The sequence below is a fragment of the Streptomyces sp. NPDC001904 genome (genome assembly GCF_040297005.1).
Taxonomy (GTDB): domain Bacteria; phylum Actinomycetota; class Actinomycetes; order Streptomycetales; family Streptomycetaceae; genus Streptomyces.
The window spans coordinates 36,703-62,905 of the sequence record NZ_JBEOYI010000028.1 but is presented as its reverse complement, the minus strand read 5'-3'; the positions used below and the strand labels follow the sequence as shown (position 1 = coordinate 62,905).

The 26,203-nt window shown below is 73.2% G+C and carries 22 protein-coding genes and 1 pseudogene; 9 read left to right on the top strand and 14 right to left on the bottom strand.

Annotated features, from left to right (window positions below; translation table 11 throughout):
- Positions 1–25 precede the first annotated feature (25 nt).
- Complete coding sequence (locus tag ABT127_RS32675; RefSeq protein WP_351458031.1) at positions 26–1,054, bottom strand: methyltransferase; 1,029 nt, start codon at positions 1,052–1,054, stop codon at positions 26–28.
- Between the two features lie 234 nt (positions 1,055–1,288).
- On the opposite strand from ABT127_RS32675, the gene ABT127_RS32670 reads away from it, so the two are divergent.
- On the top strand, positions 1,289–1,906 hold the full coding sequence (locus ABT127_RS32670) for a mycothiol-dependent nitroreductase Rv2466c family protein (protein ID WP_351458028.1): 618 nt from the start codon (positions 1,289–1,291) through the stop codon (positions 1,904–1,906).
- A 10-nt stretch (positions 1,907–1,916) separates the two neighbouring features.
- On the opposite strand, the gene ABT127_RS32665 is transcribed toward ABT127_RS32670, so the two are convergent.
- The 3 genes from ABT127_RS32665 to ABT127_RS32655 form a co-directional block, all read right to left on the bottom strand.
- Entirely contained in the window at positions 1,917–2,792 is an 876-nt protein-coding gene (locus ABT127_RS32665) for an NmrA/HSCARG family protein (protein WP_351458025.1), read from the bottom strand.
- Between the two features lie 64 nt (positions 2,793–2,856).
- Positions 2,857–3,120, bottom strand: a complete 264-nt coding sequence (locus ABT127_RS32660; protein ID WP_351458023.1) for an acyl carrier protein — start codon at positions 3,118–3,120, stop codon at positions 2,857–2,859.
- 35 nt (positions 3,121–3,155) lie between these two features.
- Complete coding sequence (locus ABT127_RS32655; RefSeq protein WP_351458020.1) at positions 3,156–3,884, bottom strand: SDR family oxidoreductase; 729 nt, start codon at positions 3,882–3,884, stop codon at positions 3,156–3,158.
- Here ABT127_RS32655 and ABT127_RS32650 point away from each other — a divergent pair.
- From ABT127_RS32650 to hemG, 4 genes are all read left to right on the top strand, one after another.
- Complete coding sequence (locus ABT127_RS32650) at positions 3,859–4,122, top strand: hypothetical protein (protein WP_351458018.1); 264 nt, start codon at positions 3,859–3,861, stop codon at positions 4,120–4,122. The two genes, ABT127_RS32655 and ABT127_RS32650, sit on opposite strands and share 26 nt — an antisense overlap.
- Positions 4,123–4,167: 45 nt before the next feature.
- Complete coding sequence (locus ABT127_RS32645) at positions 4,168–5,670, top strand: FAD-dependent monooxygenase (RefSeq protein ID WP_351458016.1); 1,503 nt, start codon at positions 4,168–4,170, stop codon at positions 5,668–5,670.
- Positions 5,671–5,678: 8 nt separating this feature from the next.
- On the top strand, positions 5,679–7,157 hold the full coding sequence (locus ABT127_RS32640; RefSeq protein WP_502971818.1) for an FAD-dependent monooxygenase: 1,479 nt from the start codon (positions 5,679–5,681) through the stop codon (positions 7,155–7,157).
- Between the two features lie 112 nt (positions 7,158–7,269).
- Positions 7,270–8,748 (top strand): protoporphyrinogen oxidase, encoded by a 1,479-nt coding sequence (gene hemG / locus ABT127_RS32635; RefSeq protein WP_351458012.1) that lies wholly within the window; start codon positions 7,270–7,272, stop codon positions 8,746–8,748.
- A gap of 91 nt (positions 8,749–8,839) precedes the next feature.
- On the opposite strand, the gene ABT127_RS32630 is transcribed toward hemG, so the two are convergent.
- From ABT127_RS32630 to ABT127_RS32595, 8 genes are all read right to left on the bottom strand, one after another.
- Positions 8,840–10,588: an FAD-dependent monooxygenase gene (locus ABT127_RS32630; protein WP_351458009.1), complete on the bottom strand. Its 1,749-nt coding sequence runs from the start codon at positions 10,586–10,588 to the stop codon at positions 8,840–8,842.
- A 93-nt stretch (positions 10,589–10,681) separates the two neighbouring features.
- Positions 10,682–11,140, bottom strand: a complete 459-nt coding sequence (locus ABT127_RS32625) for a pyridoxamine 5'-phosphate oxidase family protein (protein WP_351458007.1) — start codon at positions 11,138–11,140, stop codon at positions 10,682–10,684.
- Entirely contained in the window at positions 11,137–12,231 is a 1,095-nt protein-coding gene (locus ABT127_RS32620; RefSeq protein WP_351458004.1) for a threonine aldolase family protein, read from the bottom strand. Before ABT127_RS32620 ends, ABT127_RS32625 begins: the two co-directional genes overlap by 4 nt.
- 31 nt (positions 12,232–12,262) lie before the next feature.
- On the bottom strand, positions 12,263–13,363 hold the full coding sequence (locus ABT127_RS32615; RefSeq protein WP_351458002.1) for a hypothetical protein: 1,101 nt from the start codon (positions 13,361–13,363) through the stop codon (positions 12,263–12,265).
- On the bottom strand, positions 13,302–15,146 hold the full coding sequence (locus tag ABT127_RS32610) for an asparagine synthetase B family protein (RefSeq protein WP_351457999.1): 1,845 nt from the start codon (positions 15,144–15,146) through the stop codon (positions 13,302–13,304). The genes ABT127_RS32615 and ABT127_RS32610 overlap by 62 nt, the downstream gene beginning before the upstream one ends.
- Entirely contained in the window at positions 15,134–16,135 is a 1,002-nt protein-coding gene (locus ABT127_RS32605; protein WP_351457997.1) for an alpha/beta hydrolase-fold protein, read from the bottom strand. The genes ABT127_RS32610 and ABT127_RS32605 overlap by 13 nt, the downstream gene beginning before the upstream one ends.
- The gene (locus ABT127_RS32600; RefSeq protein ID WP_351457994.1) at positions 16,132–17,535 is read right to left on the bottom strand and encodes an MBL fold metallo-hydrolase; all 1,404 of its coding nucleotides are present in this window, start codon (positions 17,533–17,535) and stop codon (positions 16,132–16,134) included. The genes ABT127_RS32605 and ABT127_RS32600 overlap by 4 nt, the downstream gene beginning before the upstream one ends.
- Positions 17,535–18,887 (bottom strand): formylglycine-generating enzyme family protein, encoded by a 1,353-nt coding sequence (locus ABT127_RS32595; RefSeq protein ID WP_351457991.1) that lies wholly within the window; start codon positions 18,885–18,887, stop codon positions 17,535–17,537. Before ABT127_RS32595 ends, ABT127_RS32600 begins: the two co-directional genes overlap by 1 nt.
- A gap of 335 nt (positions 18,888–19,222) precedes the next feature.
- Between ABT127_RS32595 and ABT127_RS32590 the strand changes: the two genes are divergently transcribed.
- Positions 19,223–20,014, top strand: a complete 792-nt coding sequence (locus ABT127_RS32590) for a phytanoyl-CoA dioxygenase family protein (protein ID WP_351457988.1) — start codon at positions 19,223–19,225, stop codon at positions 20,012–20,014.
- 37 nt (positions 20,015–20,051) lie between these two features.
- Here the strand turns inward: ABT127_RS32590 and ABT127_RS32585 are convergent, their stop codons facing one another.
- On the bottom strand, positions 20,052–21,320 hold the full coding sequence (locus ABT127_RS32585) for an ATP-grasp domain-containing protein (protein ID WP_351457985.1): 1,269 nt from the start codon (positions 21,318–21,320) through the stop codon (positions 20,052–20,054).
- 124 nt (positions 21,321–21,444) lie between these two features.
- Between ABT127_RS32585 and ABT127_RS32580 the strand changes: the two genes are divergently transcribed.
- Together ABT127_RS32580 and ABT127_RS32575 are read left to right on the top strand one after the other, a co-directional pair.
- Positions 21,445–22,590: an MFS transporter gene (locus ABT127_RS32580; RefSeq protein ID WP_351457983.1), complete on the top strand. Its 1,146-nt coding sequence runs from the start codon at positions 21,445–21,447 to the stop codon at positions 22,588–22,590.
- Positions 22,591–22,717: 127 nt separating this feature from the next.
- Positions 22,718–23,887: pseudogene (locus tag ABT127_RS32575) on the top strand (nucleotide disphospho-sugar-binding domain-containing protein); the annotation flags it as partial.
- On the opposite strand, the gene ABT127_RS32570 reads toward ABT127_RS32575, so the two are convergent.
- Positions 23,802–25,547, bottom strand: coding sequence for an alpha/beta fold hydrolase (locus tag ABT127_RS32570; protein ID WP_351457980.1), 1,746 nt, complete (start codon positions 25,545–25,547; stop codon positions 23,802–23,804). The pseudogene ABT127_RS32575 and the gene ABT127_RS32570 overlap by 86 nt on opposite strands.
- Before the next feature lie 167 nt (positions 25,548–25,714).
- On the opposite strand from ABT127_RS32570, the gene ABT127_RS32565 reads away from it, so the two are divergent.
- Entirely contained in the window at positions 25,715–26,068 is a 354-nt protein-coding gene (locus tag ABT127_RS32565; RefSeq protein ID WP_351457977.1) for a VOC family protein, read from the top strand.
- Positions 26,069–26,203 lie beyond the last annotated feature (135 nt).

The following is a 26,203-nucleotide window of genomic DNA, read 5'->3' as shown; positions in this document are numbered from 1 at the left end:
GAGTGGGGCGCGCACCCGGGAGGGGTCAGACCGGGATGGCTTCGATGACGGAGATGGGCGCGCGCGTGGGCACGGCGCGGGTGACCTTGAAGCCGGCCTTGGCGAACAGGTCGGTGTACTCGGCCAGGGTGCGGTCCTGGGCGCCGAGCATGAGCATCAGCCACAGGTCGATGGTGTGTCCGAGGTGCTTGTCGTTGCGCTCGGGCAGCACGTACTCGATGACCAGCAGCTTGCCGCCGTCGGCGATCGCCTCGCGGGCGTTGCGCAGCGCGGTGAGCGCGTCCTCCTCGGAGAAGTCGTGGAGGATGTGCTTGTAGACGTAGGCGTCCGCGCCGGCCGGGGGCTTGTCGAGGTAGCCGCCGTGCTCGATGGTGTAGCGGTCCGCGACGCCCTTCTCCTCGAAGAGGGACGGGGTGTCGACGGTGGCGATCTCGGAGTCGAACAGGATGCCCTTGGTCTGCGGGGCCTGCTGGAGGATGCCCGCGAGCAGTCCGCCGCGGCCGGCGATGACGTCGACGACCGTGCCGAACTGGGAGAAGTCGTAGGCGGCCAGGATCGGGTCGGTCTCGGAGGCGGACAGGTCGCCGAAGGCCTTGAAGAAGACGGCCGCGAACTCGGGCGTGGCGTGGAAGAAGTCGAGCGCGCCCATGCCGCGCAGCTTGGGCAGGTTGGGCTCGCCGGTCTCGGCGGTGGTCAGCAGGTGGCCCCACTCCTCCCACAGCAGCGGGTGGTTCATCAGCAGGGCGAAGCCGCGCATGGAGTCCTCGGCGTCCTCGCGCAGCTTGTCGGAGAGCGGGGTCTGCTCGTAGCGGCCGTCGGGGCGGACGCTGAAGACACCGTGGCCGGCCAGCGCGCGCAGGATCCGGTGGGTCGCCTTGGGGTCCGCGCCGGTCCGGGCGGCGATGTCGTCGGCCGTCAGGGGTCCGTCGGCGAGGACGTCGGCGACGCCGAGCTTGGCGACGACGGCGATGGCCTGGGTGATCACCGCGCCCTGGATGAGATCGAGCAGCGCGTACGAGTCGGACTGATCACGAACCTCGGGCAGTGCAGACATGATTTCCCTTTCGGAGCGCCCTTTTCGCGGAATCCAGACGATAGGTCTGTGCTTCTCGGGCTGGCAACTGTGGAATTACCGGAATTTTGCTTTTGCTGTTCAACCGGAGAAATTGAGCAGTCGAACGGGAATTTTCGAGCCGCGCTCCACTCAAATTCCGGGCGGGCTTGTCACGTTGGTCGGCGGCTGGGGCCGGCTTTCTGCCGTGCCCGCGGTTGCGACAAGGAGGCTCCGTTGCGCGACGACACCCCGACCCCTGTGGACTTCTGGTTCGACCCGACCTGTCCGTGGGCGTGGCTGACCTCGCGCTGGATCCTCGAGGTCGCCGAGCACCGCCCGCTGAAGCTGCGCTGGCACCTGATGAGCCTGACGGTCCTGAACGAGGGGCGCAGCGATCTGCCCCCGCGCTGGCACCGGGACCTGGCGGTGCGTCTGGAGCCGGTGCGGGTGTGCGCGGCGGCTGCGCACCGGTACGGGCCCGAGGTGCTGGGCCGGCTCTACACCGAGCTGGGAACCCGCTTCCACCTGCACAAGGCCGCCAAGGAGCGGGCCACGTACGCGGCGGCGCTCGCCGCCGCGGGTCTCGATCCCGCGCTCGCCGACGCCGCGGGCTCGTCGGTGTTCGACGCGGCCGTGCGGGCCTCGCACCACGACGGCATCGGCCGCGTGGGCACCGATGTCGGCACCCCGGTCGTGGCGGTGGGCGACGTGGCGTTCTTCGGTCCGGTGGTGACGCCGGCCCCGCACGGCGAGGCGGCCGTCCGGCTGTGGGACGGCGTCCTGGCCGTGGCGGGCACCGACGGGTTCTTCGAGCTCAAGCGGACCCGGACCCGGGATCCGATCTTCGCCTGAGGGGCGCGGTTCAGGGCGCGGCCGGCACCGGCGCGGTCCAGTTCTCCCGCAGCCAGCTCTGCAGGGACACCAGGCCGGGCCGGGTGGCGCGCAGGGCGGGCAGATCGGCGTGGTAGCCGTCGCGCTCGAACCAGTCGAACATGTTGGCCAGGTCGGGGCGGGCCGCGCGCAGCGGCTCGATGGGCAGCTGGTGGAAGCGGGTCGGGATGCCGCAGGCCGCCTCGAACGCGGCCGCCATCTGCGGTCCGGTGAGGCTGTCGCCGGCGATCTCGACGACCCGGCCCAGCCAGTGGGCGGGGTCGCCGAAGGCGTCCGCGGCGAAGACGCCGATGTCGCTGGTGGCGATCAGCTGGACCGGGGTGGCCGGGTCGAGCCACAGGGCGAGCACCAGCCGGCCGTCGGCGGGGCGGGGCGCGATGTCGAGCAGGATGTCGTGGAACATCACCGGCCGCAGCACGGTGGTGGGCAACTCCAGCGTGCGCAGGTACTGCTCGATGCGGTTCTTGCTCTCGAAGTGCGGCACCCGGGTGTCGCGGTCCGCGCCGCCCACGGAGCTGTACACGAAGTGCTTCACCCCGGCGCGGACGGCGGCGTCGGCGACCGCGCGGCCCTGGCGTTCCTCGGCCTCGACGCCGCCCGGGCCGCGGAAGGTCTGCACGCTGAAGACACCGTGCACGCCGGTCATCGCCGCGTCCAGGGAGGCCTCGTCGTCCAGGTCGCCGCGGACCAGGACGGCGCCGGCCTGCTGCAGGGCGCGGGCCGCCTCCTTGTCCGGGTCGCGGACCAGGGCGTGCACCGTGCGGCCGCGGCGCAGCAGTTCGCGGGCCACCGCCCCGCCCTGCCGGCCGGTGGCGCCCAGCACCAGGATCGTTCCTTCAGTCGTCACTGTGTGTCTCCATGTCCGGTAACCCGCCGGGCTGTGCCCGGCCTTGGCGGTCAGAGGTGCGGGGTCAGGCGGCGGGCGTCGCCTCGGTGGGCAGCAACGAGTTGACGAGGTCGACGAGTTCGCGGGGGGTGGTGAGGTCGACGGCCTCGTCGTCGCAGAGCGCGACACCGAAGTCGCGTTCGATGTGGCCGTGCGCCTCCAGCAGGGCGACGGAGTCGTAGCCGAGGTGCTCGAAGGTGACGTCCGGGGCCCGGTCGAAGGGCTGTGTCGGTTCGCCCGCGCACCGGCGCAGGATCTCCTGGAGGTCTTGGACGGTGAACTGTCGCACGGTCGTGCCTTTCTGGTCGGTCGGAACGGGGCGCGCTACCACGGGACGGGGCCCTCGTCGGCCACGCTCAGGCCCGAGGGTCCGTCCTCGTCCAGCAGGGCGAGGCGGACGACGATCGCGGCGCCCTGTGCGGGGGTGCGCGGGCCGCGGTGGTGGTTGATGTCCGTGGCGACCACGCCGGGCAGGGCGGCGTTGACCTTGACCGGGGTGGCGCGCAGGGCCTTGGCGTAGGCGACGGTGAGGGCGTTGAGGGCCGTCTTCGAGGACTGGTAGGCGATCATGTCGAGGTGCGCCAGCGGGGAGCCGGGATCGGTGTTGAGGGCGAGCGATCCCACATGGCTGGAGACGTTGACGACGCGGCCGGCCGGGGCGCGGCGCAGCAGCGGCAGCAGGGCGCGGGTCACGGTGGCCACGCCGAAGACGTTGGTCTCGTAGACCTCGCGCAGGTCGTCGGCGCCGGCCTGGTCGGCGGTGCCGGTGAACGAGCCCGCGGTGCCGGCGTTGTTCACCAGGATGTCGAGGCGGCCGTAGCGGCGTTCGACGAAGCGTGCCGCCTCGGCGACGCTCGTCTCGTCGCGCACGTCCAGGCGCACCGGCACCGCGGTGATGCCGTCGGCGCTCAGCGCGTCGGCGGCCGCTTTGCCGAGGACCTCGTCGCGCGCGCCGACCACGACGGTGATCCCCCGCTCCCCCAGCTGACGGGCCACGGCGAACCCGATGCCCTTGTTGGCACCCGTGATGAGCGCGATCTTCTCGACCGTCACGCCTGATTCCTTTCCGGTGGGCCTGGCGCGCGAGCTGCGGCACTTCCCTTTTCCGGCCCGTGCCCGCGTGAATTCGCTGCCGGGAGAAGGAATCCCGGAGCGCGCCTTCGATGGTGTGGGGTGCATCGTGCGCGCTCAAGTATTCAGCGGCACGTTCAAGCACGGTCGCTCCGCGGTCGAACGCTCCACCGGCGCTCGAGAATTGCGGTTCTTTGCGGCCCGGGATTGTGCTGAGTAGCTTCGCCCTGGCCAACTATTGCCGCAGCGCAGAGGGCCTGAAGAAATGAAGAGAACTGACGTCATAGTGGTGGGCGCGGGACCGGCCGGGCTGATGCTGGCCGGTGAGCTGCGCCTGGGCGGCGCCGAGGTCGTCGTCTGCGACCGGGCGCCCGGGCCGAGCGGTCAGTCCCGCGCCCTGGGCTTCAACCGGCGGGCGGCGGAGTGTCTGGACCAGCGCGGACTGCTGGACCGGCTGGGCGAGTTCCGGTGGGGCCCGATGGGGCACTTCGGCGGCGTCCGGTTCGACCTCGGCATGCTCGATGAGGATCACAGCGGCGTGCTGGGGCTCTCCCAGGCCAGGACCGAGGAGGCGCTCGCCGGCTGGCTGGCGGATCTGGGCGTGCCCGTGCACCGCGGCCGGGAGGTCACCGCGCTGCACCAGGACGACGACGGGGTGCTCCTCACCCTCGAGGGGCCCGGCGGCGGCGCGCAGTGGCGGGCCGGGTACGTGGTGGGCTGTGACGGGGCGGGCAGCACGGTCCGGGCGCTGGCCGGGATCCCGGTGCGCGACTGGGAGCCGACCCGGGGGATGTACACCGCCGAGATCGAGGGCATCGCCCTGCGTCCGCGTCCGATCGGTGAGCGGCTGCCCGGCGGCCGCATGGTGGTCTGCACGCCGGTCGGCCCCGGCCGCTACCGCGTCGTCGTCCACGATCCGGCCCTGCCCGCCCGCCCCGACCTCGCCTCGCTCACGTTCGCGCAGGTGGCCGAGGCGTGGCAGCAGCTGACGGGTGAGTCCCTCGACGGGGCGAAGCCGCTGTGGTGGTGGGCCTGCGGCAATGCGGCGGCGCTGGCGGAGGAGTACCGGCGCGGCCGGGTGTTCCTCGCGGGCGACGCGGCGCACGAAATCCCGCCGCTGGCGGCCTGGGGGCTCAGCGCCGGGCTGCAGGACGCGGTGAACCTGGGCTGGAAGCTGGCCGCGGTGGTCACCGGCCGCGCCGGCGAGGAGCTGCTCGACACCTACCACGCCGAACGCCACCCCGTCGGCGTAGACCTGGTCAAGAACGCCCGTGCGGCGCAGAAGATCTACCTCGGTGACGACGCGCTGGATCCGGTGCGCGAGGTGATGGGTGAACTGCTGGCCCACAAGGACGCCGCCGGGCAGGTGGCCGGGATCGTGAGCGGACTCGGTATCCGCTACGACCTCGCCAAGGGCGACCACCCCCTCCTCGGCTGCCGCCTGTCCCCCGACACCGCACTCACCACCGCCGACGGCACCCGCACCCGTCTCGCCGACCACCAGCGCACCGGACACGCGCTCCTCATCACCCCGCCCGACACCCCTCTCCCCCGCCCACTGCCCGACCGCCTCGACCACCTCACCGCCACCCTCCACACCACCGGCGCCGAGGTGCTGGACGCCGTCCTCGTACGCCCCGACGGCCACATCGCCTGGACCTCCCCCGGCACCACCGACGACCTCACCCACGCACTCGAGCGCTGGTTCCCCGCCCCCGCACGATCCGCCGGCCGCGGGCCGGTGGCCGCGTGCGGCCTCGACCGATGACCGCACCGATGAGGAGAACCCACGTGAACTGCGATGTGATCGTCGTCGGCGCCGGGCCGGTCGGCCTGATGCTCGCCGGTGAACTGGCGCTCGGCGGCGCGGACGTCGTCGTCCTGGAACGCCTCGGGCAACCGGCCCGCGAGTCGCGGGGCGCGAGCTTCACCCGGCGCACCGCCGAGTGCTTCGACATGCGCGGGCTGCTGGACCGGCTGGGGGGCACCGAGCCCGCCGACAGCCACTTCGGCGGGGTGCCGATCGACCTGAGCGCCCTCGCCGAGGACCACCGCGGCCACCGCGGCATCTCCCAGTTCCGCACCGAGCGGATGCTGGAGGAGCGGGCGGGCGAGCTCGGGGTGCCGGTGCTGCGCGGGCACGAGGTCACCGCCCTGGAGGAGACGGCCGCGGGCATCGCGGTCGAGGTGTCCGGCCCCCGTGGGCCGATGCGCCTGGAGGCCGCCTATCTGGCCGGCTGCGACGGCGGCCGCAGCACGGTCCGCAAACTGGCCGGCATCGACTTCCCCGGCACGCAGGGCAGCCGCGGCTTCCTGACCGCCGACGTCACCGGCGTCGAGACCCGCAAGCGGCGGATCGGGGAGGACCTGCCCGGCGGCAGCATGGTGATGGCGATGGACCTGGAGAACGGCGTGACCCGGGTCGTGGTGCACGAGGCCGGCACGCCGCCCCGCGACCGCGACACCCTCACCTACGACGATCTCGCCGACGCCTGGCAGCGGCTCACCGGCGAGTCCATCCACCACGGCCGGTGCCGCTGGATCAGCTGCTTCACCGATGCCTCCCGCGCCGCGGCCGCCTACCGCAGCGGCCGGGTGTTCCTGGCCGGCGACTCCGCCCACGTGCAGCCCCCGGCCATGGCACAGGGGCTGAGCGTGGGCGTGCAGGACGCGGTGAACCTGGGCTGGAAGCTGGCCGCGGTGGTCACCGGCCGCGCCGGCGAGGAGCTGCTCGACACCTACCACGCCGAACGTCACCCCGTCGGCGAGCAGTTGGCGCGCAACGCACGGGCCGCGATCGAACTGCGCCTGACCGGTGCGGACATGGACCCGGTGCGCGAGGTGATGGGCGAGCTGCTGGCCCACCCGGGCGCCGCGGGACATCTGGCGGGCATGCTCAGCAATCTCGGCGTCCGCTACGACCTCGCCAAGGGCGACCACCCCCTCCTCGGCTACCGCCTGTCCCCCGACACCGCACTCACCACCGCCGACGGCACCCGCACCCGCCTCGCCGACCACCAGCGCACCGGACACGCACTCCTCATCACCCCACCCGACACCCCCCTCCCCCACCAACTGCCCGACCGCCTCGACCACCTCACCGCCACCCTCCACACCACCGACACCACCGGCGCCGAGGCGCTGGACGCCGTCCTCGTGCGCCCCGACGGCCACATCGCCTGGACCTCCCCCGGCACCACCGACGACCTCACCCACGCACTCGAGCGCTGGTTCCCCGCCCCCGCACGGCCCTAGGCACTCTCGACCGGGGGTCCACGCCCGCCGGTCACACTGCCAACACCTGTCGTGGCGCCGTGCGTCGGCGCCGGACGGCCTCTTCGTCTCTAACCATGAAGGATCTGGTGGAATGGCTGGCACCGAACGGGATCAGGCGAGTGAAAAGCCCCATGTGGTCGTCATCGGGGGTGGCATCGCGGGACTGGCGGCGGCGTTCTGTCTGCGCAACGAGCCGGTACGGGTGACGGTCCTGGAGGGATCGTCGCGCATCGGCGGCAAGCTGGCGGTCTCCGACGTGGCGGGCGTGCCCGTCGACGAGGGCGCCGAGTCGCTGTACGCGAACCGCCGCAAGACCACCGACCTGATCAAGGACGCCGGGCTCGGCGAGCGGATCAGGCCGGCGGGGCTGACGACGGCGGCGATCTGGACGCGCGGCGCGATCCGGCCGCAGCCGGCCCGTCAGTTCATGGGTGTGCCCTGCACCATCGACGACCTGGCGGCGTCCGGGGTGCTGTCCGAGGAGGGCCTCGAGCGGGCGCGGCAGGACCTCGTCCTGCCCGCGTCCGAGCGCGACGGTGACGTCTCGGTCGCGGACTACGTCGGCGGCCGGTTCGGCCAGGAGGTCGTGGACCGTCTCGTCGAGCCGTTCCTGGCGGGTGTGTTCTCGGGCCGCGCCGCGGACCTGTCGTTCGAGGCCACGCTGACCCCGCTGGCCCGGGGCGCCGCCCGGCACGCCTCGCTGGCCGACGCGGCCGACGCGCTGGTGCCGCGGCTGGCCGAGGGCGAGGCGCCCGCGTCGGTGAGCGTGGCGACCCTGGAGGGCGGCTTCGGCTCGCTGCCGCCCGTCCTGGTCGCCGAGGTGCTGGCCGCGGCCCCGGACGCCGCGATCCGCACCGACGCCCCGGTCAGCCGGCTCACGCGCGCCGGCGACGGCTGGCGGGTCACGGTCGGCTCGGGCACCGCGGCCGAGGAACTCGCCGCGGACGCCGTGGTGATGGCCGCGCCCGCGACCGCCGCCGCGCGGCTGCTCGCCGACGTCCCGCACGCCTCGGCGGCGGCCTCCGCCCTGGCCGAGGTCCCCTACTCGAGCGTCACGACGGTCACGCTCGCCTACCCGCGCACCGCGTTCCCCGGCGGCCTGACCGGCCGCGGCTACTCCGCCTACCGGGTACCGGCGGTGGAGGGCCGGGCCGTCAAGGAGGTCACCTTCACCACCGTCAAGTGGCCGCACCTGGCCGGTGACGTGGAGATCGTGCGCTGCTCGCTGGGACGGCTGGGCGAGGAGGCGCTGCTGCAGCGCGACGACGCGGACCTGGTGGCCCTGGCCACGGCGGAACTGGCTGAGGCGACCGGGGTGAGCGGACCGCCGGTGGCCGCCCGGGTCAGCCGCTGGGCGGAGGCCCTGCCGCAGTACACCGTCGGACACACCGCCCGGGTCCAGCGGATCCGCGCGGCGGTCGCGGACCAGCCCGGTCTGGCCGTGTGCGGGGCGCTGTACGACGGTGTCGGCGTCGGCGTCTGCATGGCCACCGCGCGCAAGGCCGCCGACCAGGTGCTGGGCTGGCTCGCCTCCGCGCGGGCCGCGCAGGGTGTGACCGCCGGCGTCTGAACGCTTCGCGCGGGCCTCGCACGCCCCGCACAGAACAGTGGCCGTGCCCCTGGGGGGCGCGGCCACTGTTCTGTGCGGGGCTGCCGTGCGTTCAGCGGTCCAGGAGGGCGGTGAAGACGTCCGTCAGCTCCCTGACCGCGTCGCCGCCGGCGGCGGCGCCGGTGCTGCGCCAGGCCACGTGCTGGTCGGGGCGGACCAGCAGGGCGCCGGCGTCCGTGATCTGCCGGACGGCCGCCCAGCCGCCCTCGTCGTCGCCGTACTCGGCGTCCGCGCCGACGACGACGGTGCGCAGGGGCACGGAGAACTTCTCCGCGACCCGGGCCGCCGCCTCGCTCCAGGCGGCGCCCCCGGCCCCGGTGATGAGGGTGAAGCCGGTCCGGCCGGTGAGGTCCTGGGTGGACAGCCGCTCGCCGTCGCGGGTGAGCCAGGCGTGCGGCAGCCGGTGTCCGGGACGGGTCGTCGGCTGGTGCTCGTTGCGCATCGGGACCCGCTCGGGGCGCGGTGTGCCGTCGCCGATGACGGCGCCCGCCTCGTAGGCGAAGCCGACCTCCATGTCGAGGGCCTGACAGCCGCCGCGGTGGGTGTGGAACATCTCCTGGGCGCGGGCGCGCACGGTGTCCCCCATCGGCGAGGTCTCGAAGAGGGTCTCCATGCGCGGGCGGCGGCGGCCGGCGGGGATGTTGTGGCCGACGCCGATGGCGTCCATCACCGCCTGGTGGTGGCCGGCCGCGGAGGTCGCCCAGTCGACGTTCTCCCGTCCGACGGGCCGGCGTTCGGCCTCGTAGGTGTCGATCAGCGAGTCGGGGGCGAGGCCGGAGACGACCGCGCCGAGCTTCCAGGCGAGGTTGTGGGCGTCCTGGATGCCCGTGTTCAGGCCCAGGCCCACGGCGGGCGGCTGCTTGTGCGCGGCGTCGCCGGCGATCAGTACGCGCCCCACCCGGTAGCGGTCGGCGAGGTGGGCGTGGACGACCCAGTCGGTGACCTTGTGCACGGTCACCTCCAGATCGGGCAGGCCCAGCAGTTCACGGATGCGGGGTATGACGCTCTCGGCGTCCCAGCGTCCGGGCGGGCCGGGGGCGAAGTGCAGGCCCCACTGCTCGCAGGCCTTGCCCCAGCTGGGCCCCATCTCGATCAGGTTGCTGGACAGGTCGGGGTCGTCCGGGCTCAGGTAGTGCGTGATGAGGGTGCCTTCCTCCCACCACTGCGACAGGTCGGCCGAGAAGTACGCGGTGGTCGTGTTGACCAGTCCGGGCGGCCCCTGCATCTGGATGCCGACCGCGGGGCCGACCATGCGGCCCGCGTCGGCCCCGATGAGGTACTGGGTGCGCACCGTGGTCAGTTCACCGCTGTCGAGGTCGCGCAGCGTCACGCGGACGTGGTCGCCCTCGTCGGAGAACTCCGTGACCTCCGTGTGGAAGAGGATCCGGCCGGGATTGCGCTCCTCGGCGTGGCGCCGCAGGATCGGCTCCAGCCACATCTGCGGCAGCTTGGCGGGCAGCACGGGTGAGACGGCCTGGTAGCTGTCGCGCAGCGAGCCGCCGCCGAAGGCGTCCATCTCGTGGATCAGCCGCCGGTCCAGGGGGCCGTCGCCGTTGAGGGTGGTCTGCCAGCGCACCTTGCCGAAGAGCTCCAGGGGCGCCGCCTCGGCGAAGATGTCGTCGGCGATGCCGTGCTGGCGGAAGATCTCCATCGAGCGCTGGTTGAGATAGTGCGCCTTCGGGATCCTCGATGTGTCCGGGTGCCGCTCCACCAGCAGGTGGTCGACACCCTGGTCGGACAGGAAGACGGAGGCGGACAGACCGCATCCGCCACCGCCCACGATCAGGACCGGAACCTCCATGGCTCCCATATTCGCCCCTCCAGAGTTGACAGACGCCGTGGCATGGGCAGCCTGTCAAAGCGCTCTTCAGCTCCGGTCAAGAACGACTGGACCTCAGGCGAGCCAGGCGCCGTCGCGCATGAGGGTGCGCCCGGCCAGCTCGTTGGACTCCCGCCACGCCTGGATGCGGCGCGGCACGATGCGGAAGTACTGGTAGGGCGCGTCGGTCTCCAGGCGCGGGTCGAAGCCCGTCTTGGCGGCGAAGGCGTCGGCGGTCTTCTCCCCCAGTTCGGCCACCTCGGCCGGTGCCGCGTCGCCGTCGATGAGGACGACGTCGCGGGTGGGCCCCAGGCCGATACGCACCCGGGGTTCGGCGAGCAGGTTGCGGCCGGTGACGGAGGTCTGCGGGGTGGAGACGATCAGCGCGGCGCCGTCCCACAGGTAGGACAGCGGGATCAGGTGGACCTGCCCCTGCTCGCCGGCGCTGGCAACCCACAGGTCGACGTCGTTCTCCAGCCGGGCCCGGGTGTCGCGCAGCCGCTGCGCGAGCTCGCGCGGGGGCGTCTTCGTCATGTCTCCTCCAAAACGGTCGAGTTCGCTCCGTGGGGCGCGCGGTGGTGCTGCGCCGCGACGGCGGCCAGGGCCTCCACGGCCCGGGCCACGTCGATCATGTCGTGTTCACGGTGCACGGCGAAGCGGACGTGTCCGTCGGGCAGGGCGAGCACTCGCACGCCCCGCCGGGCCAGACGGTCCGCGCACGTCGGTGCGTCCAGTGCGGCCACGCGCGCCATGACCATGTTGGTCGGGCGCGGCGCGTGCAGCACCCGCACCCCCGCCACCCCGGCCGCGCCCGCGGCGAGCGCGGCGGCGTGGCGGTGGTCGCGGGCCAGGTCGGTGCGGCGCTCCAGGGCGATGAGGGCGGGCGCGGCGACGATGCCGGCCTGGTGCAGGGAGCCGCCCAGCCAGGTGCGCAGCCGCCGGGCGGCGGCGATGGTGGCACCGCTCGCGCCCAGGACGGCGCCGATGGGCGCGCCGAGCCCTTTCGACAGGGAGAACGCCACGCTGTCGGCGGGGGCGGCGAGCGCCGCGCACGTCGTGTCCCAGGCGGTGGCCGCGTTGGCCAGGCGTGCGCCGTCCAGGTGGAGGCGGGCCCCGTGGCGGTGGGCGAGGTCGGCGACGGCGCGGGTCGCGTCGGCGTCCAGGGCGTTGCCCGCGCGCATCATGCAGGTGTTCTCCACGCACACGACGGTGGGTGCGGGGCAGGGCCGGGCGAGCAGGGCGTCGAGGCGGTCGAGGTCGGGCAGTCCGTCGGCGCGCTGGGCGACGGGCACCAGGTCGACGGCGCCGAAGCGGCGCAGCCCGTCGCCCTCGAGGAACGCCATGTGGGTGTCGGTGCCGACGACGACCCGTGGCGGGGGCGAGCCGGGCGGTGCGGCCACGGCGAGCGGGCCGAGCAGGTTCGCCATCGTGGTGGTCGGGGTCAGCAGTGCGGCCTCGACGCCCAGCAGGCGGGCGGCGCGTTCCTCGAGCAGGGCGACCGTGGGGTCGTCGCCGTAGACGTCGTCGCCGACCTCGGCCTGTGCCAGGGCCGCGCGCATGTGCGCGTCGGGCAGGGTGCGGGTGTCGCTGCGGAAGTCGCAGCGGCCGTCGGGGCGGGGCGTCACGGCCTGTCCCGGGGGCCGGTGGGCGGCCCGTTCATTGCGGTGTCCCGGCGTCGTGGGGCGGGCGCAGGGCGGCGTCCAGTGCGGTGAGCAGGCGCACGAAGGCGTCGCGTCCCAGGTCCGGGCCGGCGCTGGACAGCAGGCGCAGGACGCCCTGGCCGGGGTGGTGCCACCAGGCGTCGCAGGCGCCGAACCCGGCGTGGACGTAGCCGAGATGGACCGGGCGGCCGTCGAGGTCGTGGACCTCGTGCAGGGCCGGGTGCTTGTCGCGTACGGGGGGCAGGGTGAGGCGGCCGGCGCCCTCGGCCTGGGCGGTCAGGCGCAGTTCGGCGCCGTCGGGTGCGCTGTAGACGACGTCGAGTTCGGCGGCGGGGCGGCGGTCGCCGAACAGGGCGGCGCTGTCGGCGCGGAAGGCGCCGACGGTCACCGGCAGGCCCCGGCCGGTCAGGAAGGCGTCGAGCTCGTCGCTGTCGATCCACGTGTCCTCGGGGGTGCGGCCGCGGCGCTGGAAGGCGAAGACTCCGGTGGGCACCGCGACCGGGGCGGGGCGGTGGCGCGCCCAGTAGCTGAGGTCGGCGAAGGGAGTGGCCAGGACGCGGGGCACGGCGGCGGGCACGGCGGGCCGCAGTGCCGCGTACAGGCCGACCAGCTCGTCGTCGGTGAACTCGCCCTCGAGCACGGACAGTTCGACGGTGGTGCGGGCCATGCGGGCGCTGGCGGCCCGGTGTCCGAGGTAGTCGGTGCCCAGCCAGACCACGCGGTGGGCGCCGAACGGTACGGGCCGGGTGGCGCTGCCCCACAGGCAGGGCTGGTCCACCGCGGGGAACGCCCAGTCGTAGAGGAACTGTTTGAGGCGCAGCCGGCGGCCGGCGCCGCTGATCTCCGTGCGGTAGCAGGCGGGGTTGGCGTCGCTCCAGGGGGTGCGGCCGGCGGCCTCGACCCGGCCGGGGGGTGCTTCGCGGCGCAGGGTGCCGGTGCTGGTGTCGCAGCCGGCCGGCAGCCGGGTGGGCCGCCACACGACGAAGTTGCAGCCGTCCTGGGCGCGGTGCTCGGCGAGCGGGGGCGGGACGGGGTCAAGCCGGTCCGCGCTGTCCAGGGCGTGCCAGTGCCACTTGGGGACGAGAGAGGTGCTCACCGTGACTCCTGGGGTGGGTTGTGAGGTCCGTCAGGTGCGCGAGCCAGGCGGAGGAGGACGCGAGGAACATCCATTCGCCGACGCCGAGTTCGGCGCGCAGGGCGGGGGGCGGCGGCGGCCCGCCGAAGGGGGTGCCGAGGCCGTCGGCGAGTGCGGCCAGCTGTTTGAGGTAGTCGGGGTCGGTGGGGGCGGGGAAGCCCTGCTTGCGGCGCTCGCGCACCGAGGCGGGCAGCAGGTCGGCCAGGGCGCTCTTGAGCAGGGCCTTGTGGCTGCCGCCTTCGCCGGTGTCCTTGATGTGTTCGGGGCAGCGGAAGGCGAGTTCGGCCAGGGCCACGTCCTGGAAGACGGGCCGGTCCTCCAGCGTGAAGGTGGCGGAGGTGGCGTCGACCATGTCGTTGACGTAGACGAGGAAGCGGCGCAGGAGGTGGTGCCGGCCGCGTTTGAGCGGCGAGGCGGTCTTGAGGTTGCGGTACTCGTCCATGGTGCGTTCCCACACCAGGTCCGTCACGGCGCCCATGTCGACGTCGAGGTGGCCGGCCAGCCAGGTCGTCAGCCTGGCCCACACGGGGCGTTCGTCGGCGTGCAGGCGGTGGGTGAGGTAGTGGCGGCCGTGGATGTAGGTGGGGGCGTAGGGGTCCACGACGGGGAAGTAGCGGCCTGCCTGGTAGCCCCACAGTTCGTCGGCGCCGTGCCCGGAGTAGACGACCACGTTGCCGTCGGCGGCGATGGCCCGGTACAGGTGGTGCATGGCCAGCTCCGCGCCGTGCAGCAGGGGGCGCATGAGGCGGGTGGGCAGGACGGGGACGAGGTCGGCCGCGGTGTGGCTGCCGAGGTCGCAGACGGTCAGGGGGATGCCGAGGCGCTGGGCGACCTCCGTCGCGTGGGTGACGTCGTCGCCCGATCCCCCGATGCCGTCCTGGTAGCGCAGGACGTAGCCGCTCAGGGGGACGCCGCGGGCGGTGAGGCCGGCCACGGCGGCGGTGCTGTCGACGCCGCCGCTGAGCACGGCGGCGCGCGGGACGTCGGAGACGGCCCGTTCGGCGATCGCGTGGTCGAAGGCGGCCCTGATCTCCTCGGGTTCGACGGGGTCGTCGACGGCTCCGGGCTGCCAGTAGCGGCTGAGGCGGGTGCGGGGCGCGTCGACGACGAGGTATTCGGCGGGCTGCAGGGAGCGGATGCCGCGCAGCCAGGTGTGGTCGTCGGCGGCGTCCATGCGGATGAAGGAGCGCAGGATGAACTCCTGCGGGTCGACCTCGGGGGTGATCAGGCCGGTGGCCAGCAGCACCCCGGCCTCCGAGGCGAAGAGCAGGCCGCCGTCGACGCGGGCGTACAGGAGGGGTTTGACGCCGAAGTGGTCGCGGGCGAGCACCACCTGGCCGGTGGCGGTGTCGTGCCAGGCGAGGGCGAACATGCCGGACAGGGGGCGCAGGGCGGCGCCGGGGTCGCTCGTGCGGCAGACCTCCTGGAGCACGAACTCGGTGTCGCAGGTGGTGCGGCGCGGCCACAGCGGCGGCCGGGGTGAACGGGAGCCGTAGACCTCGCCGTTGTGCACGAGCACCACGCGGCCGGAGGGGTCCTTCATGGGCTGGTCGCCCGCGGGGGTGCGGTCGCGCACGGCCAGGCGGGTGGCGCAGAGCATGACGGTGCCGCACGGCGACACGTAGGGGGTGCAGGCGCTCTCGCCGCGGTGGGACATGGCCGCGGTCATGGTGCGGCCCAGCGCGTCGAGCCACTGCGGGTCGCGTCGTCCGTCGAAGCTGATGAAGCCCGCTATCCCGCACATGCGGCACGCTCCGATCCCCACACCTGCCGCAGCCGGGACAGGGCGTCGGTGAAGACGTGCTCGATGCCGTGGTGTCCGCCCTCGTGCTCGCGGTAGGTGTGGGGGACGGCGGCCGCGTCGAGGGTGGCGTGCAGGGCGCGGGCGCCCCAGTGCATGCCGTAGTCGTCGCGTTCGCCGACGGTCAGGTGCAGCAGGCTCAGTGCGCGCAGCGGGCCGGTGTGGGCGGCGGCGGTGCGGACCGGGTCGTGGGTGAGCCAGCGCTGCCAGACGTCGTCGCGGAAGCGGCCGGTGACCGGGTCGCACGGCAGGGCGTCGGCCGGGGTGATGCCGGGGGTGTCGGCGTAGCACATGCCCATCGCGATGATGCTCATGGCGACCATGAAGGGGACGTCGTGGGGGCCGCTGTCGCGGCGGGCGAGGAGGGCGTCGATGCCGCCGGCGGCCCGGACGGTGTCGAGGGTGCCGGGCAGCAGGGGCAGGTAGCAGTGTTCGAAGCCGGCGTCGGGCGAGCAGGCGACGACGGCGGAGAACAGCGGGGAGGTCATGCCGGCCACGAGGGCGCCGTAGCCGCCGCTGGACTTGCCGCCGACGGCCCGCCAGGCGGGGTCGGGCAGGGTGCGCAGGCGGCGGTCGACCTCGGTGACGACCTCGGTGAGGTGCTCGGCGTAGCGGCCGCTGGCGGCGGAGTCGATGTACTGCGAGCCGCCGTAGGCGGTGGTGGCGTCGGGGACCACGAGCAGGGCGGGCGGGATGCGGCCCTGGCTCATCGCCCGGTGCAGGCGGTCGGCGACGGACGCGCCGAAGGCGAGCGGGCGGTGGGTGAGGCTGGGGTGGGCGCCGAAGCCGGGCAGCCAGTAGACGGTGGGGAAGCGGCGCACGCCGTCGTAGCCGGGCGGCAGGTGCACCTCGATGCGGCGGCGGTGGGGGTCGCCGAGGGGGTTGTCGCGCAGGCAGCGGCTGGTGTGGTCGAGCACGAGCGGTTCGCTCACGGGGTGTTCGCCTCCTTCAGGGCGCGTTCCACGTGGCGGGTGTAGAAGGACGGGTGGTGGAAGACCGCCGACAGCAGCAGGCCGTTGCTGGCCCACAGGCCGAAGGAGCTGCCGAACAGCAGCTCGCCGGTGAGCAGGGCCTCCAGGGTGCTCGCGGCGATCTCGGTCCAGCTCTCCGCGCCGGTGAGGTGGCTGCGGGCGGGTCCGGGGCCCAGGGGGGTGACGCGGCCGGTGACGGGGTCGAGGAGGTGGGAGTGCTCGCCGGTGCCGGGCTCGGCGAGGGAGATGACGTGGCGTCCGGCGCCGTCGTCCAGCGCCCGGTACCAGTAGTCGGTGGCGACCAGGCGCTCCAGCAGGTCGCCCAGGAGTTCCGGGGCGGTGCGGGTCTGCTCGCCGAAGCGGTCGGCGGTGGCGTCGAAGGGCGGGACGGGGGTGGCGGGGTCGAGGGTCACCTGGGCGTAGACCTCGTCGAAGTCGTAGGCGTCGGGGGTGGCCGGCCCGTCGACGAGGGCCGTCCTGCCGTCGGCGATCTCCAGGACCTGGCCGGGGCCCCACAGCAGGGCGTCGCGGCCCCGTTCGGCCAGGCGGCGGGCGGCCTGGACGGGGGTGAGGGGGAACATGGTGCGGTTGCACCAGGAGTAGTCGCGCTCGCCGTCGCCGCGCACCCGCCAGCCGAAGGAGGACGGGATCGTCACGGCCGCGGGGATCGCCTCGACGTAGGCGTCGAAGGTGGCCGTGGCGCGGGCGAGGACGGCGGCCGGGTCGCCCAGCGGGCGGCGTTCGGTCAGGACGCCGGGCGGGGAGACGCTGTGTGCGGGGACGAGGGCGGCGTCCGGGCGCAGGGCGTCGTCGCGGAAGGCGGCCGCCGTCGTCTCGTGCAGCAGGGCGTCCCCGCACAGCATGACCGAGGCGTCGTCGGTCTCGACGAGGACGCTCATCTCGGGGAAGGGGACGGCGGAGGGGAAGGTGCGCAGGCGGGCGCCGCCCAGGGTGAGGGTGTCGCCGGGGGTGACGGGGTGCAGCCGCTCGAAGCCGAGGCGGCGCAGGGTCCAGGCGATGGCCTGGTGTCCCAGGCCCGAGGCGGTCAGCCGGGGCGGGACCGGTCCGGCGGGGTAGATGCAGGTGACGCCGGTGCTCTGGCGGGGGCTGTCGTCGAAGTCGACGTCCGCGCCGTCCACGAGGCGCTGCAGCGAGGGGAAGTGGTGGTGGTCGAAGTGGTGGTGGCTGAGGACCACGTAGTCCACGCCGTCGTCCAGGACGGCGCGCACCAGGTCGTCGGTGAGCGGCGGGTGGTGTTCCCAGAACCGGTCGAGGCGCTGGGTGAGCCAGGGGTCGAACAGGATGCGTTCGCGGCCGGTCTCGACGAGGACGGCGGCGTGGCCCAGCGAGGTCAGGCGCATCACAGGCTCGTCTCGTACACGCAGCGGAAGCCGATCTCGTTGTGCCGGTCGGTGATGAGGTCCTTGCCCCGGTAGTAGGTGGTGAGGCAGGTGGGCGGCGAGGTCCAGGTGCCGCCGCGCAGCACGTGGAAGGCGTCCTTGCGGTTCATGAAGTCCAGCGGGTGGCGGCCCTTGAAGAAGGGGTCCATGTCCTGGCCGGTGTAGAAGTTGGTGCGGGTCAGCTCCCAGACGTTGCCCGACATCTGCAGGGCTCCGTAGGGGCTGGCGCCCTGCGGCAGTGCGTCGGCGGGCAGCACCGGGTGCGGCGGGTGCTGTCCGGGGGAGATCGTGACGAGCAGTTCCTCCAGGGAGTGCAGGTCGCTGACTTCGCCGGCGAAGGACCGCTCGACGTAGTTGACGCGGTCGGGGTCCCAGGTCTCGCCCCAGGGGTAGCGGCGGCCGTCGGTGCCGCGGGCGGCCTTCTCCCACTGGACCTCGCTGGGCAGCGCGCCGCCGGCCCACTTGGCGAAGGCGTAGGCGTCGTACCAGTCGAGGCCGACGACGGGGTGGTCGGGTGCGTTGAAGCGGGCGTCGTGGCCGTGCGAGGGGCGGTGCGAGCGCTCCTCGGGCTGGTCGGGGTGGTCGAACTCGCCGCTGTCGCCGACCTCTTCGAGGAATTCGCGGTAGCGGGCGTTGGTCACGGTGGTGCGGTCGATGAGGAAGGCGGGCACGTCCACGGCGCGCAGCGTGCTGTCGTCCTGGGCCATGCGGAAGGCGTCGGGCGCGGCGTTCGCGCCGATGATGGCCGGGCCGGCGGGGACCAGGACCACGTCGGCGGTGCGGCGGGGGCGCTTGCGGGCGGCCTCGACGCGGGCGCGCATGTCGCAGAAGTACTCGTCCTCCAGGCGGCGCAGTTCGGCGGGGTCGCGGGAGCCGAACACGGCGAGCAGGGCGCGCTTGGTGAGGGCGGCGCCGCAGCCGACGGGCTTGCGGGCCCAGTCGGGGCGGGTGAAGTTGCTGGGCCAGCCCGAGATGCGGATGAGGTCGGGGACGGCCGCGGCGATGCGGTGCTCGGTGATCACCTTGAGTGCGGTGAAGGCGACCCAGTCGACCGTGTCGTGGGTCGCGGCGGCGACGGCCGTGTCGGCCGCCGGGTTCCCGGCGTGGTGCGCGGCCAGCAGCCGGACGGCGCCCGCGCGCACGGGCCACTCGGGATGGGCGGTGCTCAGGGACGCGAGCAGCGGCACGCCGCCGTCCGTGCGTCCGGTGTCTTCGGCCAGGGTCAGGACACGTTCCACGGACGCCCAGTAGCGGTCGTCGGTGGAGTCGTCGATCACCAGCATGTCCGCCGGCATGTCGATGACCTGTGCCACGCGGTTTCCTACCATCTCAACCCCTCTCGGGACGACGTGCCGCCCGTACGGAAAGGAATTCCGTACGGGCGGCGGATTCACTGTCGGAGGATTACCACTTGCTGGTCTCCTCGTCGGCGTCACGGGTCTCCATGAAAGTGCCGTCGCTCATTTTCGCCTCCTTTCTGCGCATCCCTCGGGGCAGCCTTCGGGCCGCATGCCCCGGAACGATACGCAGCAGCCGAATGAACGGGCAACGGCTGTTTTCCGGCGTGTGCTGAACACCGGGATCAGGTGATAGAGGCGGATAGATTCACGGCGGGTCCGCCGTCGCACCACACATTCTTGGAGGAGAAATGCTTGACCTCGATCTCGACTGCGCCGCACGGGACATGGAGCGGGAGGGGTTCCTGCGGCTGCCGGGCCTGGCGGCGGGCGGGACGCTGGCGGGCCTGCGGCAGGGGGTGGACCGGCTGCGGCAGCTGGCGGCCGCGCGCACCGCCTCCGACGACGACTTCGTGCTGGAGGCCGCCGGGACCGGCGGCTGGGCGGCCTGGCAGCAGGGCGACGCGCCGCTGGCGGGGGTGCTGCGCTCGGCCAACCGCATCCACCGGCACGTCCCCGCGTTCGAGACGCTGCAGCACTCCATGGGGCTGGCCCGGGGGGCGGTCGCCGCGGCGGCGGGCGCCGAGGGCACCTTCGTCAACGCCTTCTTGTGGGCGAAGCCGCCCGTGGTGGGCTCGGCCAAGCCCTGGCACCAGGACATGGCGTTCGCGCCGTCCGGTTTCGAGCCGGCCCGGCACAACATCGTGACCGTGTGGATCGCCCTGGAGCGGGCCACCGCCCGCAACGGGTGCCTGGAGTTCCTGCCCGGCTCGCACCGCCTGGGCCTGCTGGCGCACGCCGGTGACCGCGAGCGGGCGGCGGGGCAGGCGCCGCTGCGCGACGCGGTGGAGCCGCATGTCGCCGACGCGGACCTGCCCCGCGCGCACCCGCCGGTCGCCGTGCCGCTGGAGGCGGGATCGGCCGTGCTGTTCGACGGGCTGGTGCTGCACCGTTCGGCGCCCAACACCAGTGACGAGCCGCGCACGGCGGTCAGTTTCGTCTACCGGGTGCCCCGCACGGTCCCGCTGCCGGCGGCGCGCTGATGTTCAACCGCGCCGGGACCGCGGTCGAACGGCGCGGTCAGGCGGGCTCGAGGGCGTAGAACGCGGCGCCGTCGAGGTGCCGGATGGTGTTGAGATCACGCTGCACGACCTCCTCCAGGTCGTGCAGCAGGGTCACCAGCACGGGGTAGGTGAGGTCGTCGACGGTCGGCACGATCTCCTGCCCGGGCCGGACCGGGGTGGCCAGCGTGTGGAACGCCTCGAGGCGTTCGATCTCCTCGATGCCCCGGTAGGCGCCGAGCACCCCGCGCACGGGCGAGACCATGCCGGCGATCGCGCAGAACCGGCGGACCGTGTAGGGCGTGCCGGCCCGGGCGTGGAAGCGGTCCGGGTCGAGGTAGGCGTCGACCGTCCACTCCAGCTGGGACTCGCCGATGGCGGTGGAGGCGGCCGCGGGGATGCCGCCGCCGGCGATCCGGGCGCCGATCTCGACCAGGCTCGGCCCGGCGGGGGTGAGCCGGATCTCCACGTGCGCGGGGCCGTGGACGATGCCGAGCGCGTCCAGGACGCGGAAGGCGTAGTCCCGCAGGGCGGCCGTCTCCCGGCTCGCGGAGTCGATCAGGCACAGGGCGTCGCACAGGTCGACGATCCCGTTGGCGCTGACCCGGCCGGTGCGCCAGATGTCGCACAGGTGGTGCCGGCCGTCCCGGCTGACGGTGTTGACCATGTACTCGGTGCCGGGGAGGTACTCCTGGGCCACGGCTCCCCGGTTGGCCTGCGAGAAGACGTCGAGGTCCTGGTTGAGCGCGTGGTAGGCGGCGGCGGACTGCTCGGGGGTGTCGCAGAAGTGGACGCCCTGGCTGCCCGCGCTGCGCAGGGGTTTGACGACGATGCGGCCGGCGAGGCCGCGGTGCCAGTCGGCGAGCTCGCCGGCGTCGGACACCCGCAGCTGGCGGGCGGCGCGCAGGCCGGCCGCCCGCACCGTCTCGATCATGAGGTGCTTGTCGCGGCGGGCCGCGCTCAGGGCCGTGGGGTTGCCCGGCAGGTGCAGCCGTTCGGCGAGCAGGTCGGCGAACTCCACGCCCACCTCGCCGCCGGCGACGACGGCCACGGGCGCGTGGGCGGCCACCGCGGCCACGGTCGCGTCCAGGTCGCCGTCGTGCACGATGTCGTCGATGAAGTCGTCGGGTGCGTATGCCGACGAGCGATACACGAACGGTATGTCTCGGGTACTTTGTACCCGCACCACCGAACATCCTTGTTCACGGAATTTCCGGACGAGCTCTCCCACGGCGGCATAGGCATCGACCATGACGATGCACCGCTTTTCCCCAGTATTTTCTGTCATGTGTTCACGATAGACTCCGAGGCTGTTCGCTGAAATCCATTCACGCCTGCGACCCTCTCTTTTCCGGAGGAGGTCGTACATGAATTCTTTTGCAGTGGGACGCCGGTCCGCGCATTACACTCCCGTGCTGCTTTTCATCAATGCGGGCGGGAGTTTTCTGCTGCTGGTGAGCCTGTCCACCCGGGTCGGGGAGGCCACCGGTTCGGGGCTGCTGGCCGGTGCGGTGCTCAGCGCCCCGTGGCTGCCGGCGCTGTTCCTGGCGGCCCCGCTGAACAGGCTGCTGGCCCGGCGGGCGCCCGAGCGTCTGGTGCGGGCCGCGGAGGCGGCGAGCCTGGTGCTGACCGCGTCGGCGCTGGCTGTTCCGGGCGCCGCCCTGACCGCGGTCGCCGCCTGCCTGGTCGTCCTGCGCGGTTTCGGTGAGGCGCTCACCCGCTCCGCCACGTCGGTGGTGCTGCGCAAGAGCGTCGCGCCCGCCCGTCTGGAGCGCGCCAACACCCTGGCCGAGATCGGCAAGCTGACCGGGCTGAGCCTGGGCGCGGCGCTCGCCGGGCCCGCCGCGGCGGCGCTCGGGCTGCGCGGGCTGATCGCCGTGAGCGCCGCCGCCCTGGCGCTGTCCGCGCTGCTGGCGTGGGCGCTGCCCGCCTCGCCCGCCGATCCGCGGGAGGCCGGCGCCGGCGCGCCGGCCGCGGCCCGGCTGCACGTCGACGACCCGGTGCTGCGCCGGCTGTTCGCGCGTTTCCTCCTGGTCGCCTTCTGGCAGGGGTTCCACACCGTCGCGGTGACCGTGATCCCGCTGACGGTGCTGCACGGGGGCGCCCGGCTGGTCGGGCTGTTCGTGGCGGTGTCCTCGGTGGCCGTCTTCGCCGGCTCGCTCGCCGCGCTGCCCGCCCAGCGCCATCTGGCGCGGGTTCCCTCCGCCGCGTGGTCGCTGCTGCCCATGCCGCCGCTGCTGGCCGCGCTGCTGGCCGGGCGCACGGCGGCGACCCTGGCGTCGTACGCGCTGTTCCTGGTCCTGTTCGAGCTGGCCTTCGTGCACTTCAACAACCGGCTGCTGGCGCGTGCCTCGGCCGCCGAGCTGCCCTCGGTGGTGACGCTGCGGGCCACCCTCATGCCGTCGGGGGTGGCGGTGTCGATCCTGGTGCTCGGCGCGCTGTGCGATCTGGCCGGGGCGACGGCGACGGCGCTGGTGGTCGCGGTGGTCACGTGTGCGGTGACGGCCGCGACGGGATCAACGCGGCACGTCTGGAGAAGATCCGTCACCGGCGGGTGATCAGGATGGGAAGGGCCGGGACACCCGCTGGGGCGCACCGGTGCGACACCCCCCACTGATCAACCGAAGGAGATCCGTCGTGCGGGTTCTCATCGTGCCGTTTCCGTTTAAGACCCACCTGTTCAACATGGTGCCGCTCGCCTGGTCGCTGCAGACCGCCGGCCACCAGGTGCGCGTGGCGGCCTGGCCGGACCTGATGGACGCCGTCACCGGGGCGGGCCTGACGGGGCTGCCCGTGGGCCCGGGCGAGAGCCCGCAGGTGCGCCGGGAACGCGACCGCAGCAAGCCCGCCCCGCGCGGCGGGAGTTCACCGCAGGACGGGCTCGATCCGCTGTTCCAGATCGGGCCCGACCGCGAGCGGCTGAGCTGGGAGCAGGTCAACCGGGTCTTCGACGATCTCGTCCTGCCCCAGGCCAGGCGGTCCAACGACTCGATGATGGAGGACCTGGTCGCCTTCGCCCGCCAGTGGCAACCCGATCTGGTGCTGTGGGGGGCGAAGGCGTTCGCCGGGGCGGTCGCCGCCGAGGCCGTGGGGGCCGCCCACGCCCGCGTGCTGTACTCCGTCGACGTCTACTCCCGGATGCGGGAGGACTTCCTGCACGCGCAGGCCGCCCAGCCGCCGCACGAGCGCACCGACCGGCTGCGCGACTGGCTCGAGGGGTGGACCGACCGGTTCGGCCTGGAGTTCTCCGAGGACCTCGTCAACGGCCAGTTCACCATCGACCCGCTGCCCGAGGCGTTCCGCCCCGATGCGCGTCCCACCACGCTGCCCATGCAGTTCGTGCCCTACAACGGGCCGGCGCAGGTCCCGCAGTGGATCTCCGAGCCGCCCCGCGCCCCCCGGGTGCTGATGACCTTCGGCGACTCGGTGAACGACGGGCCCGTGCGGCAACTGCTACCCGTGGAGCGGCTCCAGGAGATCCTCGACTCGGTGGCCGACCTCGACATCGAGCTGGTGCTGGCGCTGCCGCCGCAGTCCCAGCGGGACCTGCGCGCGGTGCCGGCCAACACCCGCCTGGTCGACACGGTGCCGTTGTCGGAGGTGCTGCCGACGTGCGCGGCCATGGTGCACCACGGCGGGACCTGGTCGTTCGGCTGCGCGCTGCGGCACGGTGTGCCCCAGCTGCTGGTCAGCCGCGCCTTCGACGTGCCGCTGAAGCTGCGCTGCCTGGAGCGGTCGGGGGCGGGGCTGTCGATGAAGCCGCAGGAGGTCACCGGGCAGGCGGTGCGTGCCGCGCTGGTGCGGCTGCTGGAGGACGGCGAGGTGCGCCACCGGGCGCAGCGGCTGCGCCGGCAGGTGCTCGCCATGCCCTCGCCCAACGACCTGGTGGGGCAGCTGTCGCAGCTGGCCGGTGCCCGCAGCGAGCGGGCGGTGCCGGCCCTGGTCTGACCCCGCGGCAAAAAAAAAGGGGGGTGGGCGGCACCGGGTCGGCGGCCGCCTGGCAGGTGGCGTCGACGCCCTTGGTCCGGGCCGGGCGGGTGCCGTCGCGCAGGTAGTCACCGACGTAGGTGTTCAGGCAGGTGTTGTTGTTGGCGGACAGCGCCGCGCCGACGTTGTGGCCGCCCTGCTCCAGCACCAGCCGGGAGTTGGGGAACAGGCGGTGCGTCTCGACGGCGCCCGCGGTGCCGTGGGCGGTGTCGAACTCCGGCTGCACCAGCAGCACGTTCACCGAGGAGTCGCCGACGGCCGGCCGCTTCTTCGCCTTGACCGGCCAGAACGCGCACGGCGCGTTGTACCAGGCGTTGGTCCAGGTCAAAAAGCGGTCACCGGCGGCGTACTGGCGGGAGTAGTCGGTGTGCCAGCGCTTCCAGTTGGTCGGCTGTGCGGCGTCCGTGCACTGCACGGCGTTGGTCATCGCGTGCCGGTTCTGGTGCGGGAAGGCGGGGTCGGAGTAGTTGGCGCGCAGCGAGGCGGGATTGTTGCGGACCACGAAGTCGGACAGGATCTGGGCCCGGGAGAGCCAGGTCCAGCTGCGGTAGACCACGGGCTCGAAGACGTCGGCCCACTCGGCGGGTCCGATCTTGCCGTCGAGCGGGGCCGCGGCGAGCGCGTCCTGGCCCTGGTAGTAGCGCGCCTCGACGGCGGCGGCGGTGGTGCCCAGGTGGTAGACGGAGTCGTACTTGGCCACCCAGGCGAAGAAGATCTTCGCGTTCTGCTCCGAGGTGGCGTTCTTGTCGAGGTTGTTCTGGTACCAGGTGCCGCTGGGCTTGACCACGCTGTCGAGGATCATCCGCTGGACCCGGTTGGGGTACATCGAGGCGTAGACGGACCCCAGGTAGGTGCCCCAGTCGGTGCCGAAGTAGGTGATCTTCTTCTGGCCGAGCGCGATCCGCATGCGGTCCAGGTCGCGGGCCGCGTCCTTCGTGGTCAGGTGGTTGAGCGTGTCGCCGTAGGCGTCCCCGCAGCTCTGGGCGTAGGCGCGGGCGCGGTCCACCCACTCCTGCTCGGCGGCCGCGTCGGCGGGCACCGGGGAGGGCTGGGCGTGCCCGGGGTAGACGTAGGAGCTGTCGCAGACGACGGCCGGCTCGCTGGCGCCGACGCCGCGCGGGTCGAAGCCGATCCAGTCGTAGGCGGCGCCGACGTCCTTGGCGAGGCCGGTGGTGCCCTGGGCGTAGCGGGTGGGCAGGTCGCGGCCGATACCGCCGGGCCACTGGCCGCGGTTGAGAATCACGACGCCCTGGTAGGCGCTGTCGGCCACGGTGTGCCTGGCCCGGGTGAGCGCGAGGCTGATCTTGGTGCCGTCGGGCTCGGAGTAGTCGAGCGGCACCTGCACCGAGCCGCAGTCCAGGCCCTTGAGCATGGCGCCGAGGATCGGGTCGGTGTCCGGACACGGGGTCCAGGCCACGCTTGCGGTGAGCGGCTTCTTGGCCGTCTGCTGGGCCACGGCGGCCGGAGCCAGCGCCGTGGCCATGAGACCGGCCACCGCCACCGCGGTGGTCCATACGAGCTTCTTCACGTGATTCCCCTCCTGAATTCAGCCACTCGCAGACTGGCAATCGGCTCTCCAGCCCTGGTCAAGAGTGGCTGGAAACCCACTGGAGCCGGAGGGTGCGGAGATGCTTCGCGGCCCGCGCATTCCCTAGCATCCGGAAAGGAAAACCGACCCCCCTTCAGGAGCTGAAAATGGCCGACACCGCCATTCAGGGAATCAAGACCGTGCTGCATCCCGTCGCGGACGTGGCCGCGTCCAGGAAGGTCTATGCCGCGCTGCTCGGTATCGAGCCGCAGACGGATTCGGAGTACTACGTCGGCTTCGACCTGGCCGGCCAGCACATCGGCCTGGTGCCGGCGGGCGCCCAGGACTTCACCTCGCCGGTGGCCTATCTGCACGTGCCCGACATCGAGGCGAAGCTGGCGGAGCTGACGGCGGCGGGCGCGACGGTCAAGAGCCCCGCCACCGAGGTGGGCGGCGGCCGCCGGGTGGCCACGGTCACCGACCTCGACGACAACGTCCTGGGGCTGATCCAGGACGCCTGAGCGGCGCCGCGCCCCCGGCGCGATTCCTCGCAGCCTCCTCGAGCACACATCGAGGAGGCTTCGAGCGTGTCGCAGCACTCTCGCGGTGTACCTGCCCTGTCCGCCCTCATGGAAATGGGAACGAGCATGCTGCGA